Below are 18053 nucleotides of genomic sequence, written 5' to 3'. Positions count from 1 at the left end.
CATGGGGAGGGCGTTTAATGTCGCGATTTGCTCATACACCTTATGATGGCTCCAAGAAGCCGTTTACCGTTGGGCTTGAACCTCTTGATTTGAAAGAGTGGATTGAGCCCGATGAGTTTTTGATTGCGCATTTGGATGAGAAAGAGCGGCTCATAGCTGACCCAAACGCGTTTGTGTTTACTGCTGAAGCAGATACAGAAGCAGCTCAGCGTGAGGTGGCTGAGTTGATCTCATCGCACCTGCTAGCCCAGTTTTCGGAGCTTTATGCGTGTGACGCTTATGGGGCTCTGGCTTTGCAGGGAACTGATAAAAGCATTAAGCTTTCTGCTGGTGCTGAAGCTCCGCTTCTGTCGATCTCCCGATTGGTGCAGGAAGATCTGGTGCTGATGCGCAAAGGAGAGGACGGGTATCGGCTTGTGGCGGCGAGCCTGTGCTTTCCCTCCAGTTGGTCTTTGGCAGAGAAGTTCGGTGGTTCAATGACTGCCATCCATGAGGGAGTGCCGGATTTCAATGGTCACCGCATGGGGCAGATGGTTCAGCGGATCTTTGAGCGGCTGGAAGCTGACAAGCCCGTCTGGCGCCTGAACTGGTCGCTCTATACGGATGGTGATCTGCATCATCCTGTTTCCCGTTTGCGGCATGAGGTCTTTTCTCAGCCAGAACAGGCTCTTGAGCAGCTTTATGTGCGTGTTGAGAAGCAAACACTGCGACGATTGCCAGAGAGCGGAGACATCCTCTTCACAATCCGCGTGCATCACGATCCCATCCGAAACCTATTGGAACACCCTGATGGTAATCAGTTGGCGCAAGACCTGAAAACCCAAGTTCTCGGGCTGACTGAGGATCAACTGGTTTACAAAGGTATCAGAGCGCATGCACACGTAATCGGGCAAGCGCTTGATGCTGTTGTGAAAGAAACGGCTTAGGCCGGTTCGGCTTCTGGCAGGTAATGGCTCGGTGTGTGGCCTGTTAGTTTTTTGAAAGCTCTGCTGAAATGGGCGTGGTCGAAGTAGCCGAGGGAATGTGCCAAGTCGGTCAGGCTTAGGTTCTGGCCCTGATTAATTGCGTCAACCGCAGCCAGCATACGGTATCGTTCAATCACCCACTTGGGATTTACGCCAACGTGGCTTTGGAACAGGCGCTGGATTGTTCTTGGTCGGGTGCCAGAGATCTTGGAGAGGTCTGTCAGGTTGTTGATCTCATCTGATTGAGCAATAAGCTCGACTAGTGCACGGGCATTTCGTGCTTTTGACGTGAGCGGTTGTTGGTGCTTGAGCAAGCGCTCATCCATCTGCTCGGCGAAAGCCTTGGGGAGAGTTGCTTCTCTGAGATCAGAGATAAGCTGTTGCTCTGAAATGTTGAGGAACGGCTCAATGCTCTCGTGGGTGTTGAGGAGCTGTGAAGGATTGTAGCGGAAGAAGTCTGCGAAGGCTCCAGGGCGAAACTTGACGCCAAAGACGCGGCCCGTCTGCTGCAGCGTATAATGAAAGACACCCGTGTTAATGCCAAAAACACCTGTCGTTTGGGTGGTGTCTATGACGATGTGTTGGGATGGGTGCGGAAGATTGGCTTGCTCGTAAGGTGGCTTATCTCGCAGATCCCATGTGATCAGCCAGTAAAACTCAATCGCTTCCTGTAACGGTTCGGCAGGCTCGAGCCAGTCCAGATTGAAATGCTGGAGGCTGCATTGCTGGTTTAGTAGGCCGCTGATCTGGTTTGAGGTGGCATCCTGATTTGGCATGAGCATAAAAGATAGCAGCTGTCGCGCTTTTACAAGCCCTTCTCTTGGGAGCGCATTAGATCTTCAGTTCGTTCAATCGAGGAGTTGAAGATGGCAAAACTCAAGTGCACCTACAAAGTTGAAGAATGGCAAGAAGAGACTTCCGAGACACTTTCCAGTACGAGTAAGATTGCAGCTGTTCGTGCTTTTGGTCCCGTTGGAGGGGATATTGTTGGGCAGGTCAACACGTTTTATCAGTTGGCGTATGTGACTGAAAAGCTGGGCAATTATAACGGCTACACGCAGGTGTCCGGTCGGTGTGGGCCGCGTGAAGGCACGTTTCTCGTTGAGGAGACAGGTGTTTTTGATGCTGAGGGTGTTCGGTCGGAAATGACTGTGGTGCCAGGTTCTGGGACGGGGGATTTTGAAGGTGTCTCCGGTGCCGGCAAGTTTGTGACGTCTCATGGCAATGCGGTTGAGAGTGAGTTTGAGCTGGAGTTTGTAGAGAGGGTTGAGCAAGCCTGAACAAAGATGTGATTAGGTAAATCTTAAAAGTGCCCTTGGGTTCTCTGCGTTTTCTGCTAGGTTTTGCAGTGCACTATACATTGCATTAAGAGTGTGAGACGCAGGAACCCCATATGCCTTCATCTCGAGATCGCGAAGCAAACCGAATGACTGCCCGCATTGGTCGCTATGCCAAGGTTGGCGGAAATATGAGCGGCATTGCAGCCAAGCTTGCTGCTGGCAGGTTGTTCGGCTGGGATCAAGATCCCGCAAAGAATGCCGCTGCTATTGCAGAATCTCTTGGTGAGCTGAAAGGGCCGCTGATGAAAGTGGCGCAGCTGCTTTCGACGATCCCGGACGCGGTGCCGCCAGAGTATGCAGCAGAGCTGGCCAGCTTGCAGGCGAATGCTCCGCCGATGGGATGGGCATTCGTTAAGCGACGTATGCGCGCTGAGCTTGGGCCGGGGTGGCAAGGCAAGTTCGATAAGTTTGAGAAGGAGCCAGCCGCTGCGGCTTCTCTTGGTCAGGTGCACCGCGCGTTTAATCAAGACGGATCGATGCTGGCGTGCAAGCTGCAATATCCTGATATGGATAGTGCGGTAGAGGCCGATTTGAACCAGTTTGATATGCTGCTGGCGTTGCACCGGCGGTTTCGGCCAGCGATCGAGACATCCGAGATTGCGAAGGAAGTCGGCGCCCGTCTGCGCGAAGAGCTGGATTATCGACGTGAGGCGAGACACTCGAAGCTTTATGCCAATGTGTTTGCAGAGGATGCAGAGATCCAGATTCCTGAGGTGGTTGAAGATCTTTCAACGCGACGTTTGCTTTCCATGAGCTGGTTGGAAGGGCGTCCGCTGCTTGCGTATAGGCAGGAGAAGCTGGAGGCCCGCAATAAGATCGCGCAGGTTATGTTCAAAGCCTGGTGGCACCCTTTTGCTCATTACGGAGTGATCCATGGAGATCCTCATCTTGGCAACTACACGATCTTTGAGGATGGCAAAGAGCCTGCGGGTGTGAATCTGCTGGATTATGGATGTGTGCGGATCTTTCCGCCCGACTTTGTTCAGGGGGTTGTTGATCTGTACCACGGGCTGCTTGAGGATGATCAGGCGCGGGTGGTTTCAGCCTATGAGACCTGGGGTTTTGAAGGGCTGACGAAGGAGCTCATCGAGACGCTGAATATATGGGCGAACTTCATTTTTGGTCCGTTGCTTAGCGACAGGACGCGTTCCATTGCGGATGGCGTGTCTCCAGCGACCTATGGCCGGAAAGAAGCGTTCCGGGTGCATCAGTCTTTGAAAGAGTTGGGACCGGTAAAGATCCCTCGCTATTTCGTTTTCATGGACCGTGCAGCCATTGGGCTTGGGTCTGTGTTCCTGCATTTGCGGGCTGAGTTGAACTTTCACCAGTTGTTCAACGAGCAGATTGATGGGTTTGAACGAGATGTGCTGACTGCCCATCAAAAGCAGCAACTGGACTTATGTGGTTTGACTGCTGCTGATTGAAGCTCATACTTTGCCAGCTGGAATTATCCCCGACACCTCGGTTATTTCCTGAGCGGTTCTTAACGGAAGTTGCGTCACATGACATTGTGATGTTAAAGACTCGTATCAGGAAAACTACTTGTTTCGAGGGGGAATCATGGCTGACGGGAGCGCGTCTGTTATGGATTATGAGGAACACGAGAAGACCTACAAGAACTTCATCAACTTCTCAAAAGTTGGCGTTCTTGCAGTTCTTACGTTCGTATTGGTGATTGCAATGGTTGGATTTGGTGGTACTGCCGGGACGGTATGGGCAAGTATCATCACAGTCGCCAATGTGATTGCAGCAGGTGTTGGTATGGCATCTGGCGACAGAGCCCACGTTGTGCCGGGAATCGTCTTCCTGATTGCATGTGCGGTGACGGTTGCATTGACAATCTAGGAAACCCTCAGGTTCCAAACGGTTTTGAGGATCGCAGGAGCTGTGTGCTTCTGCGATTTTTCGTTTCAACCCCGAGATTCAGCGGAGGCGCTGCCCTTTTCTGATCATTATTGAAGGATAGGGCCTTAGTAATAGTTGTTCTGAGTTCGGGTATCTTATGTCTACTGCGCAAACTGTTCGCGTACTTCTGCGCTGTTCTTTATTGCTTGCCATCTTCATTGTGGTCGCGATTGCTTCATCGCCGTCTCACTCTGCCTCTTCAGATTTGGGTTTCTCTCAGATCCTGAAGGAAGAGGGAGTTGCCGTGCGTGGCAGCAATTATGAGATTTTACCGCCCGTCCTTCGGAATGGGACGCTGCTTCAATACAGCCTTCGGGTTCAGGGCAAGACCTACAAAGTGCGCGGTACTGCGACGCTGAAAAAGCGGATTAATGAGCTCCAAGCTCTGCGCGGTATTGAGCAGATGGATACGGTTTCGCAGGCGGGTGAGGGCGTTGTAAGTGCTGTTGCCAAGCCACTGACTTTCTTAGGAAGCCTTGTCACTGATCCAAAAGAAACGCTCAGCTCCACGGCTGATGGGGTTGGGCTGCTGCTGAACGGGACAGTCAACACAATTACTGGCAACTCTGGTGCGACTGCGCCTTCCAAAGGTGGTGCCAAGAAAACCTCTGCTGTTGAGAGTGTTGCTGCTGCTGTGGTCGGGCGAGATAAAGCACGCCGTTACATTGCTGTGGCTGCGAATGTAGATCCCTATACAACCTTTCCTCCGCTATCAGATGAACTTGATAAAGCCGCCTGGGCTTATGCCACTTCTAACCGCCTGACCAATCTAGCGACTGTGTTTATTCCGGGTGGTGCGGGCACCGCTGTGAGTGGTGTGCTGGCAACGACGAACTTTAGTGAAGCGTTGAAGGCAAGCCCAACGGTTGCGGATGAGAAGATGCGTGAGATGCTGGGTGAGATGGCTGTTCCGCAGCGGACCACGCAGTCCTTCCTCAGTGCTACATCCATGACACGCGGCGAAAAGATTGTGTTTGTTGCGAGCCTGAATGCGTTGAAAGGTGTTCGTGGCAAAGCTGCGTTAATTGATCAGGCGAGCCGTCGAGGCTTGTCTCAGGAAGCCGGTTATTATTATCTGATTGGCCTGATGATGATTGCTGACTACCACATTGATACGGAGCGCCTTGCTTCTGTGGAATTGGTTGAGGGCGTTGCAATCGGGACCACGCGTACAGGGCGGAAAGTTGCGTTTGTAGCAGGTGATCGAATTGGGTGGAGTGTTGATCAGTCCACCACCACGCTCAACATTGCCAGCCGTGTAAATCAGAGTAGCTCTGGGACTGGCGCAAGTGAGCTTCGCATGTTTGGACTGGTTCATCCGACGCTGAAAACAGAGCTCGGTGCGTTGAACTGAGTTATCCGCGAAAAAGCGCCGGTTGCGACCTTCAAGGAAATCGACGTAACCAGCTGATTGAAAAAGTGTTTGGGGTGAGCTCTGAAAGTGTCACCCCAAAACCCAAGGAGCAACATCTAAAATATCGGTGCTTATGCTGAGAGCGCGCTGGCTGGTGATTTGGCTGCGCATCACACCCTTTCATGATCGAGGTGGTCCATGAAAATTGCCGATATTCTTGAACAGGCTTCCATGCCGATTGCTTCTCCTGCTTATCCCAAGGGGCCTTACAGGTTTATCGACCGCGAGTTCTTTGTGGTCTCTTACGAGAGTGATCCCGACGCTATTCGCGAAGCCTTACCAGAACCGCTGGAGCCAGATGGCTCCAACAAGGTGATGTTTGAGGTGATCCGAATGCCAGATTCTGCTGGCTTTGGAGACTACACTGAATCCGGCATCGTGATCCCTGCCAAATTTGGCGACCATCCAGTCAACTTCACTCAGCAGATGTTTCTTGATGATACACCGCCGATCTTTGGCGGGCGTGAGATTTGGGGATTCCCTAAGAAACTGGGACATCCGGAGTTGAGCGTAACAGGGGCAACGCTAACCGGGCACCTGGAGTTTGATGGGGTGACGATCGCGATCGCGACGATGGGCTATAAGTACCAGCACCTTCTTTACGATGTGGAGCATGGCACGCAGTGTCATCCGGATGCGATCCTGAAGAAACTGCAGAAAACGCAAGTGAATCTGAAGCTTATTCCTGATGTTGATGGCTCATTGGCGATTGCTCAGCTGGTTGCTTATGAAGTCGCCGATGTGACCGTGAAGGGGGCCTGGTCTGGCCCTGCGAGCTTACAGCTGTTTCATCATGCCAATGCGCCGGTTGCAGACCTGCCAATGCTCAAGTCGCTGGGGGGAGTTCACTTTATCACCGATCTCACATTGCCGTATGGCCGGGTTATACATGATTACTTGAAACCATAGGAAGGCTGCTGGCCATGCGTGGGCTCCTGCAAAGCTGCTTCAGGATGATCGTCGGTCTGATGATGGTGGGGTTATCGCTCTCTCAGGCTGCTGGCTTTGAGCTGAAACCCTATAAGGATGAACTCTTTGCTTATCCGCTTGTGTTGGAGCAGGGGCAGGGCGGTGCGTTTTTGAGGCTCGATTACCAGATACAACGTGATTTACGGGACCGGGATGAAGTTCCTGAGCGACGCGTTGACGGGCAGTATGTTTCCAGCAGACCGTCCTGGTATGTGCGGGAGCGCTCGGCAGTTTTAGCAGGCAGCAAGCGAAAGCACATTCGTGTTGGCTCTCCTGATGCCAACACGAAACTGTTGGTGCTCTATCTGCACGGTAAAGGCGGTAATCGGAAGCAGGGCAATGCGGATTGGACGTTCGGAGGGAACTTCAATCGTCTCAAGAACCTGATGGTGCGAAATGACGGGGTCTATCTGTCGCCGGATGTGAAGCTTGAAAGCCCGAGAGGCACGCAGGAAATTCGGGAGCTGATTGCGCAGTATCGAGAACTCGCCCCAAATGCTGCTGTGATTGTTGCCTGTGGTTCCATGGGGTCTCAGGTTTGTTATGGCTTGGCTAGTAACGCTGGTGTGGCAGGCCATCTGTCTGGTTTGTTTTTCCTTGGAGGTGCTACAGATCGGCGGCTTCTTGTGAGTGATGCCTATAAGTCAGGTGTGCCTATCGTGTTTGGTCATGGGAGCGCAGATCGCGTGTACAGCTGGGAAAAGCAGTACGCTTTGTTTCAGGCGCTTGCATCCAAGACAAAGGGATATCCGGTGCGGTTTAGGCTGTTTGAGACCGGCTCTCACGGGACGCCAATTCGCATGATTAACTGGCGGGATGAGATCAACTGGATGTTGAAGCAAAGCCCAAAGACCAGGCAATAAAAAAGGCCGGAAACCCGGCCTTTGGAAACTTTATGTATGAAGCGCTTAGGCTTGCGGTACGCCAGAGGACACCGCCAGACGCTTTGCGCCTTCTTTCGCGATCTGGTTTGTCGAGGAAAGCTGCAATGCTCTGGTATAGGATTGACGTGCCTCGGTGATCTGACCTAAAGCTTCTTCAGCGCGTCCGCGGTTTGCCCATGCTGAAGCGGATTTTCCGTTCAGCGCGATTGCAGCGTTGAAGTCTTTCAAAGCGGACTTTGCATCGCCGAGTGAAAGATAGGTTACACCGCGTGCGATCAGTGGTGAGTAAGCACGGGAGTTCAGGCCAACTGCGGACGAGAAGTCATTCAGCGCTGCTTCCTGCAGACCTTGTGCCTGATAGATGAGGCCGCGGTTGTGGTAGGCCTGTGCGTCACCTGCGTTCAGACGGATAACTTCGTTGTAGTCCCGCAGGGCTGACGTGTTCTGGCCGATGGAACGGTACGTGTTGCCGCGTCCGTTGAGAGCCTTTACGTAGTCTGGCTTGATGGACAGAGCTGCGCTGTAATCCTGAATGGCTTGTGAGGTGTTGCCTTTGCGGCGTTCCACCAGCGCGCGGTTTGCATAAGCCTGATAAGAGTTAGGACGCAATTGCAGGGACTTGTTGAAGTCCTCAGTTGCCTGATCAAGGCGTCCTGCTTTTGCATATGCGATGCCGCGCTTGTTGTAAGCGTCTGCATCGGTTGGGTTCGCGTCAACAACAGCGCTCAGACTATCGATGTTAGAGGAAGAGCCAACAGCTTTGTCGATAGGTACATTCTGATAAACAAGGCCGGAAGAGTTGGATTGGCACGCTACAACGCCAAGCGCGAGCAGACACGCGCAGATGCCTTTAGCCAGTTTATTGTTCACGAGAATGTGCCCCATTCTTAAAGAGTCCTTGCAATGACACGGTAGCCTACACTTTAGTGTGGCAAAAAAAGGTCGAATGAACCAGCAGAAACAACAAACGGACCAACCGGCTTACCGGTTAGTCCGTTCTGAATTCAAGCTCCGAGGAGGTCGCAGGCTGTGTCAAACATTGTTGAACCTTAGCTGTGCGATGCCCCGGATATCGCCGAATTAACGACGGCCTTTGCCGAGCAGCAGGCCTTCACGCTGTGCGCGCTTACGTGCCAGCTTGCGGGTGCGGCGGATAGCTTCAGCCTTTTCGCGAGCCTTCTTTTCAGATGGCTTTTCGTAGTGGCCACGAAGCTTCATTTCGCGGAAGATGCCTTCACGCTGCATCTTTTTCTTAAGCGCTTTCAGCGCCTGATCGACGTTATTATCGCGAACGAGAACCTGCACGCGTTTATCCTTACCTTCGAGCATTCCGGATAAGATATCCAGAACGACATAAATGAAATGATTGATAGCGATGCTTAGCGCATATGCACGGGTCACAAGGACTTCGTCGCCGCTGATGCGTCGCTTCTTGACGGGGTAACTAGCAGACTGAGTGTGGGCTGTCTACCTCCTTACTTGAGAATCTATGTTAATTTATAGATGGGATAAGGGGGAATACCTCTTCCAGAGCAAGGCAATCGCAGCAGCAGTCGCACGTTTTCTTCAAGTTGGCGTATCGGCGGCTTCTTGCTTAAAGTAAAAGATAAGTAAAAATAGCTTTCAAAATCCATTATAACTTCATGGCTGAACTCTGATAAGCATAATGCAACCTTTGATTGTGTATGGTTGAATCTCTCTTTTGATACCGAAAAAAGTCACAGGAGCTTTTCTGAACGGTGGAAATCGAGGTGGAGTTTTGAGTGAAATTTGCTTCAAACGCCGTCCGTCGTATTCGGAGACAGAGGATGAGTCGAGCGGGACATTGCGCTTCTGGCATGCTCACTTTAGATTCTCAGAAGGGTCACTGAGAAAACTCGTTACTCTAGTTATAGGGAAGGGGTTTATACGTGCAGGTGGATCATGCATAATCTGAGGACCTCATTTGGGTAATCGATCAGAAGAAAGAATAAAGTAATGTGCCGCTGGCTTGCGTACCGTGGAGCTCCCATCTTTATGGAAGAGCTGATTTCAATGCCCAACCATTCTCTGATTGCGCAGAGCCTGCATTGTGCGGAAGCCAAGGTGAACACCAATGGTGATGGTTTCGGAATTGGCTGGTATGGCCATAAACCTGAGCCGGGTCTTTATCGTGACACACAGCCAGCGTGGGGTGATGAGAACCTGCTGAGTATTACAAAGCAGCTGAAGTCCTCATTGTTTTTTGCGCATGTGCGCGCGTCTACTGGTACTGCGACCTCCCGATCCAACTGTCATCCGTTTGCCGTTGGCAAGTGGATGTTCATGCATAACGGACAGATCGGGGGATATGATGATATCCGCCGGCAGATCGAAGGCATGATCAACGACGATTTTTATCGTTTTCGTCAAGGTACAACGGACAGTGAAGCTCTGTTTCTTGCGATGATGAGCCATGGTCTGGATGTTGATCCTGTGGGGGCTGTGCAACAGGTGCTGACGAAAACGCTTGAGATTATGCGTTGCAATGATGTCATTGCTCCGTTGCGTGTAGCGATGGCCTTGACTGATGGCGAGCGTCTTTATGCGGTGCGTTGCTCCAGCGATAAGATCGTACCAAGTCTCTATTATCGCTTGCATAACAGTAACTTGAGTGTTGTGTCCGAGCCTTTGGAAAAGGGTGGGCAAGGTTGGTACGAAGTGCCTTGTGGTCACATCATGATCTATGGCGGTGATAATGCGCCTTGCTTTATTCCTCTGGACATTCCCGAAGAGTTTTGCAAAGTAGCGTAATCGACTTTTTCACTAGCGGAATTGCTTAGGCAGGGAAGCGCTGGGAAATTGTTGGTCTGTTTCTATTATAGGAAGTTTCCTCCCAGCGAGGTGATGCGGTCAATTGCGGGTCGCGATCTCGTTTATGTTCTTGAGAGGCTCAAGTTCTGGAGGGGCTCCATGCCCTTTTCTTCAGGAGCTTATGATGACGCGGGTTGAAAGCACCAGCGTTGCCAAACCCACAGCCATGTCTGCATGGTGGGGGGAGTCCAATGCAACGCTTATATTGGGATTGCCGTTGATCGGTGCGCAGTTGGCGCAGATGGCAATCAACGCCACCGATGCATTGATGATCGGTTGGCTTGGCGCAACAGAATTGGCCGCATCCGTGCTGGCCTTGCAGCTGTTCTTTCTGATCTGGCTGGCTGGACTTGGATTTGTTCAAGCCGTTATGCCATTGGCGTCCAGAGCCGAAGGTAAAGGCGACATACGCAATGTGCGTCGTGCCTCTCGCATGGGTCTTTGGATCTCGCTGATCTACACGACCTTTGCGATGGTCGTGCTTTGGAACGGCGAAAGTGTTCTGTTGGCGCTGGGACAGGATCCTGAGGTTTCTGCCATTGCTGCGGATTATCTGCGCATTGTGCAGTGGTCTATGTATCCGTCTCTTTTCGTGGCGGCTCTGCGTAGCTTCCTGACCAGTATTGAACGCTCGCAGATCGTGTTGTGGGCGACAGTGGTGAGTGCAGTCGTCAACGCTCTGCTCGATTATGTGCTGATCTTTGGTTACTTCGGGTTCCCTAAACTGGGTATTCTGGGTGCTGGTATCGCATCCGTTGTGACTGCTTTGGCGTCTTGCGTGATCCTAGTGGCCTATGTGTTTTGGGAAGAGAAGTCCCGCAAGTACGAAGTGTTTGTGCGTTTCTGGCGCGCTGATTGGCCTGCGTTCTTTGAGATCCTTCGCCTCGGCTGGCCGATTTCTCTGATGCTGGTCGCTGAAGTTGGCTTGTTTGCTGCGGCAGCACTGATGATGGGTTGGATTGGTACGCTGGAACTGGCCGCGCACGGTATTGCCGTACAGCTTTCTGGTATCGCCTTCATGATCCCGCTTGGCTTTGCTAATGCTGCTGTTGTGCGTGTTGGAATCGCATCTGGCCGCGGCGATGCGGATGGTATTACACGTGCTGGCTGGGTAGCGTTGATCTGGTCTATCGTGATCGGTCTGCTCGGTGCGGTTTTGTTTGTTGCGATCCCGGATACGCTGATTTCGTTCTATCTGGACAGCAGCAACCCTGATGCAGCTGATGTGATCCGCCTAGGTGTACCGCTGGTGTTTATCGCTGCCGTTTACATGGTGGTTGATGGCATTCAGGTGGTTGCAGGCGGTGTACTGCGTGGTCTTTCCGACACGCGCATACCGATGGTGATTGCGGTGATTGGCTACTGGATTATTGGTGTGCCGCTCTCTTACGTCATGGCTTTTACGTTCAACTGGGGTCCGGAAGGGATCTGGGTTGGATTGGCGAGTGGTCTCTTTATCACCGGTATCCTGTTGCTGATCCGGTTCCAGAAGCGAGATCAGCTTGGTCTGGTGAGGCTGGGATAAGCTTTAAGATAAAAGAAAAGCCCCGAAGACGGATTGGTCTTCGGGGCTTTTTTGTCGGATGTCGTTGCTGACTATGACTTTGGAGAGAGGCGGTTGATGTGGCCCATCTTACGGCCTTCACGTGTCTCTGCTTTGCCGTAAAGTGTCAGACGTGCATTGGGTTCCAGCAATGCGGCTTCCCACGTGTTCACATCATCGCCGATCAGGTTTTCCATGATGACGTTGTGCGCGCGGGTTGGAGTGCCAAGTGGCCAGCCCGCGACAGCGCGTACGTGTTGTTCAAACTGAGAAACCGGGCAAGCGTCTTCGGTCCAATGGCCGGAGTTGTGAACGCGAGGTGCGATCTCGTTGACCTTGAGCTCTGTTTTGTCTCCATCCTTCACCACGAACAATTCCACGCCCATCACGCCGACGTAATTCAGAGCAACTGCAATGCGGGTTGCCATGTCTATGGCTTCCTGTGCAGTTGCTTCGGGAATGTCTGCCGGGACACTGGAGGTCTTCAGGATGTGGTTCTTATGGTAGTTGTCTGCTGGGTCGTAGCATTTCACAGTGCCGTCGACACCGCGGGCGACGATGATGGAAACTTCCTTTTCGAACGGAATGATGCCTTCCAGAATAGCTGGCTGGTTGCCGAGCTTATTCATGGCGCCTTCGATGTCCTGAGGTGTGCGGATCATGATCTGGCCTTTGCCATCATATCCAAACCGACGCGTTTTCAGGACGCCTTGGCCGCCCAGTTCCATGAGGGCTGCTTCCAGCTCTGCCTGATTGTCGACCTTGATGAAAGGGGCGACCTGTGTGGCAGCTTCTTCTGAGAGGAAGGTCTTCTCTTCGAGACGGTCCTGCGAAACTTTCAGTGCGAGTGGGCCTGGGCGGACCGGCACGAACTGTTCCAGAATGCGGGCAGTTTCGCCTGGTACGTTCTCGAACTCATATGTGACGACAGAAACGCTCTTTGCGAACTGTGTAAGTTCCTGTTCGTCTTCGTAGGCTGCAACGGTCTTTTCTGCGGAGACCTCAAAGGCCGGGCTGTTTTCATCCGGGCAATAGATATGGCACTTCAGGCCCATCCTGCTGGCAGCTTGAGCGATCATGCGACCAAGCTGACCTCCACCCAGAATACCAATCGTGTCACCAGGACGTAGTGTGGAACCCATTTCGAAAACTTTCCAGAGTTAGGGGCCAGATGTTAGGGCAGTTAAAACAAATGAGGCGCCTGCAAATGGGCGCCTCTGAAACTCTTACTCTTCCGGATTGACTGGCTTTTCAGCGACAGCCTGGCTTTGCTTTTCGCGCCAGTCATCCAGATTGGCGGCGATCTCCGGATTGTTGAGCGCCAAAACGGCTGCTGCCATGAGTGCAGCGTTGACTGCACCGGCGCGGCCAATGGCCAAAGTACCAACCGGAATGCCTGCTGGCATCTGTACGATAGACAGCAAGCTGTCCTGACCTTTCAGGGCGCGCGACTCAATCGGAACACCGAAGACTGGCAATGGAGTCATGGATGCCGCCATGCCTGGTAGGTGAGCTGCTCCACCAGCGCCAGCGATGACAACCTTGAAGCCATTCTCTTTTGCGGTTTTGGAGAATTCTACCAGACGATCCGGAGTGCGGTGCGCGGAGACGATGCGAGCATCATAGGAAACTCCCAGTGCTTCTAGCGTGTCTGCGGCGTTTTTCATGGTTGGCCAATCGGATTGGCTTCCCATGATGATGGCGACTTCTGGCTGATCTGTGCGGTTCATAAAACGGGCACCCTCTGAGCGGCTGGGAAGAAAGCGCGGATTATAGAAATACCACGGCGTGTTTCAACCCAATTACTACAAGAAATGCCAATAATATACGAAGGTTAGAGCTCTGCCTCTAATTTAGGCAATAATGTCAGGTAAGAGCTGGGTTTCCAGTACCTGAATCTTATCTCTTAGCATGAGTTTTTTCTTTTTCAGGCGTTGCAGCTGTAGGACATCTGATCGTCCTGTTTCGATGAGTGCTTCGATAGAGTGATCCAGATCCCGGTGTTCCTGCCTCAGCTCCGCCAGCTCGGAGCGAATGCTATCCTGATCAAGGTTGTCTTCCGTCATCGTTTTGTCCTCACATGACACGTATCGGTCTGTGTGCAACTCTACCCATCAGTGAATAAAATCTGGTGGGGCGCGTTGTCGCAATTCACCGCTCTGTAACAGTATACCGAATGTGTCGGCGCGATGAACATGAGTCTGACGATTTTTACAGGAAGTCGTGTCGCATGACGAATTTACGTAGCGTATATATAGGGTTGAATACTTAGTGAGCTTCCCTTTTTGCTGGTGGTGGCAATCACTGAAATTTACTGGGTCATTTATAAGTTCCCTAAGTTTTTCATGAATTAACGATCTCGCGTTGTAGAGGCCGAAAAAAAACAGCTAATCATCGTTCGACAACTCATGAAAATGGTGCCATCATCCTCCTGTAACAGAGACAATGTAGGAGGATTAAAACCTATGTCCATCCGTGAGCATTTGACTGAGCTGGAACGCCGCCATGCTACTCTTGAGAAGGAGCTGGAAAGCGCCAAGCATCATCCATCAATGGATGAACTAGAGATTGGCAATCTCAAAAGGCAAAAGTTGAAGCTTAAGGATGAAATCTCGCGATTACGAGTGACGGGTTAGCTTCCTCTTCCAGAATTATCAGAGAATGCGCCGCTTTTAGCGGCGCATTTTTTGTTTGTGCTCAGGCCAGCGTTTTGGCTTGTTCCCGCAAAACGAACTTCTGGATTTTGCCGGTAGACGTTTTTGGTAGATCGGTGAAGACAACTGTCCTTGGCGATTTGAAACTGGCCAGGTGCTCTTTGCAGTAGGTGATGATATCTGTTTCGGTCACGCTGCTGTTCTCTTTCAACTCAACAAACGCACAGGGTGTTTCGCCCCATTTGTCATCGGGCCGAGCAACCACTGCTGCTGCGGAGATCTCCGGGTGTTTGTAAAGCACTTCCTCGATCTCGATGGACGAGATGTTCTCACCTCCTGAGATGATGATGTCTTTGGAGCGATCTTTGAGCTGGACGTATCCATCTTCATGCTGCACGCCGAGGTCTCCTGAATGGAACCAGCCACCTGCAAATGCTTCTTGCGTTGCGGATGGGTTTTTCAAGTATCCCTTCATGACTACGTTGCCTTTGAACATAACCTCACCGATGGTTTCGCCATCAGCTGGGACTGGCTGCATGGTTTTTGGATCCAGCACGGCGAGATCCTGAAGAGCGACGTAGTTGACGCCTTGTCTTGCTTTGAGGGCGGCTTGCTCTGAGGTCGGCAGTTCATCCCAGTGTTCATGCCATTCATTGACGACTGCAGGCCCATAGACTTCGGTCAGACCATACAGGTGCGTGACGTTGAAGCCTTCCTCTGCCATTGCTGCCAGCACGGCCTCTGGCGGTGGTGCTGCTGCGGTAAAGAACTCGACTTCGTGGGTGAGCTTGCGTTTCTGATCTTCTGGCGTGTTGAGTAGTGTGGACATGACGATTGGGGCGCCACACAGGTGGGTCACCTTTTCGTCTGCCAATGCGTTCCAAATTGGGCCTTGCCGAACTTGGCGGAGGCAGACGTGAGTGCCAGCAACAAGAGATAGCGACCATGGAAAGCACCAGCCATTGCAGTGGAACATTGGGAGCGTCCAGAGATAGACTGGCTTCTTGCCCATGGCTGCTGTGATGATGTTTGCCTGGGCCAGCAGATAAGCGCCGCGGTGATGATAAACGACGCCTTTCGGGTTGCCGGTCGTGCCAGAAGTGTAGTTGAGCGTGATGGCATCCCATTCATCTTTTGGGAGTTGCCACTGGAAATCTGTTGACCCGCTCGCGATCAGCTCTTCGTACTCCAGCTCTCCGATCACTGGTGCTGATTGAGGGAACTCTTTGTCGTCATAGAGCACAACGGTTGGCTTGACGGTTGCCAGCTCCAGAGCTTCGCTCATGACCTTTGAGAACTCGCGGTCAACAATAACCAGCTTGCTTTCTGCGTGATCCAGCTGGAATGCGATGATTGCTGCGTCCAGTCTGGTGTTGAGCGCGTGCAGCACTGCTCCGGCCATTGGCACACCGTAATGGGCTTCGAGCATGGGTGGGGTGTTGGTCAGCATTACTGACACGCAATCATTCTTTCCTATGCCGCGTTTTGACAGAGCACTGGCAAGGCGGATGGAGCGTTCGTAAAACTCTTTGTAAGACCGGCGGATACTGCCGTGGATGATTGCGGTGTGAGTTGGGAAAACTTTTGCAGCCCTTTCCAAAAAACTTAGTGGGCTGAGTGGCGTGTAGTTGGCGTCCGTTTTTGGGAGGTCTTTGTCGAAATACGATGTGTTTAATGGATGGTTTTTCATGAAATCCCCCAGGCATTCAAATTCCCGCACAAGGGAACAGGAAGATCCCTTGAAGTGATAATGAACTTTCCCAAGATGGTTACTGGCTCTGGTGAAGAGCTAGGAATTAAGAGTGTTACATATTTTGATATATCTGAGTATAGGCAGAGGGGGTAGCCCAGATGACCTAGATGTTAGTCTGATGGTGTTCTTACCCTTAGACTTTCATCTATAAGTATTTTCTGGGTGTTTTGTGGAATAGTGTCGATATATTCGGTAAATTTGTATGCGCTGGTTGCAATAGTGGCGTTAACTTAACGGAAAAGGTGAAATCTTGTTGCCTTTTTGGGCAAGAAGAAAGCTCGCGACAATTTGCAACACCCCAGAAGTCTTCCCCGTTTGCCTTTCGATTTGTAATGTAGACCTGTCTGATAAAAGAATAAATTGCGACCCGTTTTCGGACGGTGAGCGATGAACAAGCAGGGCTCATATGACCGTAACGACACCAAATCGACAGGGGAAGATCGCCATATTCTTTGGCGTGGTTTTCTGCGCGATTACCGTGGTTCTTACGGGGTACATCTTCATGCTTGGGCCACACAGATCGCAGGATGCACAATGGTTCGTGCTGCTGGTGGCGTTCCCTGTTCTCATTCAGCTGTATCTCAACCGCGCCGTCATTCTCAATCACTTCCGCACCCATTGGTATCTTTGGGCTGTGTCTACAGCGGTGTGTCTGGTGCTTGGGCTTCAACTCAACTTCGCGCAGCTCAACTCGTCGAGTAGCATGGCAGATCAGTTGCGTACCTACTTCTTCTCGTGGGTAGAAGGTCAGCCTCCGAGCTCTGAGTTTGCGGGTGATCCGTCAGACACTTACAACGCAAAGCAGGTTCGGTATCGTATCGTTTCTCCTGCTCGTGGCGATCTGGATCTCACGGATCCTTCCAGCTACTTTCACGAGAGAGTGCCTTGGAAAACCATGCCGGATGCGACCTTTGAGATGGATGGACCGATTGCGGCTATCCGGAGCGTGCTTTACCACGGCCTAGGTGAGCGCGACTAAACCGTCTGCAATCAGCTTCAGCGCTACAATGAAGACACCGAAATAGGTGATCTTATAGAACAGCTGTGGGCTGATAACCTTCGCGATTTTTACTCCTAGATACATGCTTATTGGTGCCAGAGGCAGAAGCACGGCTGAGACCGTGAGGTTGGTGGAGTCGAACTCACCCAATATTGTGTAGGGGATGAGCTTTACTGCGTTGATGACTGCAAAGAAGATGACTGCCGTGCCTGCGAACAAGATTGTTGGTAGCTTGAGGGGCAGGGCATAGATCTGGAATGGTGGACCGCCAGCGTGGGAAACGAAGCTGGTGAAGCCGGCGATCGTACCCCAGAAAATACCCTTTGCCTTGCTTGGTTTTGGGGCCTCTTTCTCCGCTTTGTCACCGATCCAGTACTTCAGAACGAACGCCAGTGCGATGCCTCCGATCAGGAGTCTGATGATTGCCTCGCTGAAGTAAGCTGCTGTTGCCCAGCCGATGGCAACGCCCAGGATGCCTGCGGGAATGGTGAGCTTGAGCACGGTGGTGTCGTAGGATCTGCGATAGGCATAGAGGCCCACAACATCCATTGCTACGAGAAGAGGAAGCAGAATTGCTGCTGCCTGAATAGGTGGGATGATCAGGCTGAGCATTGGTACGCCGAGGATTGCCACACCTCCGCCGAAGCCACCCTTTGAGATGCCCACGATGATGAGGGCGGGGATAGCGACAAGGTAAAACAGCGGATTGATGAGGATATCCTGCAACTGTAATGATCCTTTGTAAGAGGCACCTACAGTCTTTCTAAGAGAAAAGCAGATCTCTCAAAATTGAG

19 protein-coding genes are annotated in these 18053 nt (G+C 51.9%); 11 read left to right on the top strand and 8 right to left on the bottom strand.

The window, feature by feature from the left end:
- The first annotated feature begins 17 nt into the window (after nucleotides 1-17).
- The gene (locus PSE_RS23060; RefSeq protein WP_014286989.1) at nucleotides 18-926 is read left to right on the top strand and encodes a DUF3445 domain-containing protein; all 909 of its coding nucleotides are present in this window, start codon (nucleotides 18-20) and stop codon (nucleotides 924-926) included.
- Here PSE_RS23060 and PSE_RS23055 read toward each other — a convergent pair.
- A complete protein-coding gene (locus PSE_RS23055) occupies nucleotides 923-1747 on the bottom strand; it encodes an AraC family transcriptional regulator (RefSeq protein WP_014286988.1) in 825 nt (274 codons plus the stop codon). The two genes, PSE_RS23060 and PSE_RS23055, sit on opposite strands and share 4 nt — an antisense overlap.
- 84 nt (nucleotides 1748-1831) lie before the next feature.
- Here PSE_RS23055 and PSE_RS23050 point away from each other — a divergent pair, with 84 nt between their 5' ends.
- From PSE_RS23050 to PSE_RS23025, 6 genes are all read left to right on the top strand, one after another.
- On the top strand, nucleotides 1832-2245 hold the full coding sequence (locus tag PSE_RS23050) for a DUF3224 domain-containing protein (RefSeq protein WP_014286987.1): 414 nt from the start codon (nucleotides 1832-1834) through the stop codon (nucleotides 2243-2245).
- 113 nt (nucleotides 2246-2358) lie between these two features.
- Complete coding sequence (locus PSE_RS23045; protein WP_041768773.1) at nucleotides 2359-3729, top strand: AarF/ABC1/UbiB kinase family protein; 1371 nt, start codon at nucleotides 2359-2361, stop codon at nucleotides 3727-3729.
- A gap of 136 nt (nucleotides 3730-3865) precedes the next feature.
- Nucleotides 3866-4150 (top strand): aa3-type cytochrome c oxidase subunit IV, encoded by a 285-nt coding sequence (locus tag PSE_RS23040; RefSeq protein WP_208609234.1) that lies wholly within the window; start codon nucleotides 3866-3868, stop codon nucleotides 4148-4150.
- A 157-nt stretch (nucleotides 4151-4307) separates the two neighbouring features.
- Nucleotides 4308-5564 (top strand): hypothetical protein, encoded by a 1257-nt coding sequence (locus PSE_RS23035; RefSeq protein WP_014286985.1) that lies wholly within the window; start codon nucleotides 4308-4310, stop codon nucleotides 5562-5564.
- Between the two features lie 198 nt (nucleotides 5565-5762).
- Entirely contained in the window at nucleotides 5763-6533 is a 771-nt protein-coding gene (locus PSE_RS23030) for an acetoacetate decarboxylase (RefSeq protein WP_014286984.1), read from the top strand.
- Nucleotides 6534-6547: 14 nt separating this feature from the next.
- Complete coding sequence (locus PSE_RS23025; protein ID WP_041768772.1) at nucleotides 6548-7456, top strand: phospholipase; 909 nt, start codon at nucleotides 6548-6550, stop codon at nucleotides 7454-7456.
- 45 nt (nucleotides 7457-7501) lie between these two features.
- Here PSE_RS23025 and PSE_RS23020 read toward each other — a convergent pair whose 3' ends face one another.
- Together PSE_RS23020 and rpsU are read right to left on the bottom strand one after the other, a co-directional pair.
- On the bottom strand, nucleotides 7502-8362 hold the full coding sequence (locus PSE_RS23020; RefSeq protein WP_014286982.1) for a tetratricopeptide repeat protein: 861 nt from the start codon (nucleotides 8360-8362) through the stop codon (nucleotides 7502-7504).
- Nucleotides 8363-8557: 195 nt separating this feature from the next.
- Complete coding sequence (gene rpsU / locus PSE_RS23015; RefSeq protein WP_235861627.1) at nucleotides 8558-8806, bottom strand: 30S ribosomal protein S21; 249 nt, start codon at nucleotides 8804-8806, stop codon at nucleotides 8558-8560.
- Between the two features lie 705 nt (nucleotides 8807-9511).
- Between rpsU and PSE_RS23010 the strand changes: the two genes are divergently transcribed.
- Both PSE_RS23010 and PSE_RS23005 read left to right on the top strand, forming a co-directional pair.
- Complete coding sequence (locus tag PSE_RS23010; protein ID WP_244421328.1) at nucleotides 9512-10249, top strand: class II glutamine amidotransferase; 738 nt, start codon at nucleotides 9512-9514, stop codon at nucleotides 10247-10249.
- 181 nt (nucleotides 10250-10430) lie between these two features.
- Complete coding sequence (locus tag PSE_RS23005) at nucleotides 10431-11834, top strand: MATE family efflux transporter (protein WP_014286981.1); 1404 nt, start codon at nucleotides 10431-10433, stop codon at nucleotides 11832-11834.
- Nucleotides 11835-11905: 71 nt separating this feature from the next.
- Here the strand turns inward: PSE_RS23005 and PSE_RS23000 are convergent, their stop codons facing one another.
- The 3 genes from PSE_RS23000 to PSE_RS22990 form a co-directional block, all read right to left on the bottom strand.
- Nucleotides 11906-12994 (bottom strand): 5-(carboxyamino)imidazole ribonucleotide synthase, encoded by a 1089-nt coding sequence (locus PSE_RS23000; RefSeq protein ID WP_014286980.1) that lies wholly within the window; start codon nucleotides 12992-12994, stop codon nucleotides 11906-11908.
- An 84-nt stretch (nucleotides 12995-13078) separates the two neighbouring features.
- On the bottom strand, nucleotides 13079-13582 hold the full coding sequence (purE, locus tag PSE_RS22995) for a 5-(carboxyamino)imidazole ribonucleotide mutase (RefSeq protein WP_008551529.1): 504 nt from the start codon (nucleotides 13580-13582) through the stop codon (nucleotides 13079-13081).
- A gap of 123 nt (nucleotides 13583-13705) precedes the next feature.
- Nucleotides 13706-13918: a YdcH family protein gene (locus PSE_RS22990; RefSeq protein ID WP_008551464.1), complete on the bottom strand. Its 213-nt coding sequence runs from the start codon at nucleotides 13916-13918 to the stop codon at nucleotides 13706-13708.
- A gap of 399 nt (nucleotides 13919-14317) precedes the next feature.
- Between PSE_RS22990 and PSE_RS27090 the strand changes: the two genes are divergently transcribed.
- The gene (locus tag PSE_RS27090) at nucleotides 14318-14488 is read left to right on the top strand and encodes a YdcH family protein (RefSeq protein ID WP_008551400.1); all 171 of its coding nucleotides are present in this window, start codon (nucleotides 14318-14320) and stop codon (nucleotides 14486-14488) included.
- Nucleotides 14489-14549: 61 nt separating this feature from the next.
- Here the strand turns inward: PSE_RS27090 and PSE_RS22985 are convergent, their stop codons facing one another.
- Complete coding sequence (locus PSE_RS22985) at nucleotides 14550-16196, bottom strand: acyl-CoA synthetase (RefSeq protein ID WP_014286979.1); 1647 nt, start codon at nucleotides 16194-16196, stop codon at nucleotides 14550-14552.
- Nucleotides 16197-16665: 469 nt separating this feature from the next.
- Here PSE_RS22985 and PSE_RS22980 point away from each other — a divergent pair, with 469 nt between their 5' ends.
- Nucleotides 16666-17238: a hypothetical protein gene (locus PSE_RS22980; RefSeq protein ID WP_037037760.1), complete on the top strand. Its 573-nt coding sequence runs from the start codon at nucleotides 16666-16668 to the stop codon at nucleotides 17236-17238.
- Here the strand turns inward: PSE_RS22980 and PSE_RS22975 are convergent.
- Nucleotides 17221-17985: a sulfite exporter TauE/SafE family protein gene (locus PSE_RS22975; protein ID WP_014286977.1), complete on the bottom strand. Its 765-nt coding sequence runs from the start codon at nucleotides 17983-17985 to the stop codon at nucleotides 17221-17223. The genes PSE_RS22980 and PSE_RS22975 overlap by 18 nt on opposite strands.
- Between the last annotated feature and the right edge of the window lie 68 nt (nucleotides 17986-18053).

The organism is Pseudovibrio sp. FO-BEG1 (assembly GCF_000236645.1).
In the GTDB taxonomy this organism is placed as follows: Bacteria; Pseudomonadota; Alphaproteobacteria; order Rhizobiales; family Stappiaceae; genus Pseudovibrio.
Note: the sequence above shows the minus strand (reverse complement) of the source record. Positions and strands in the feature narration are given on the sequence as shown.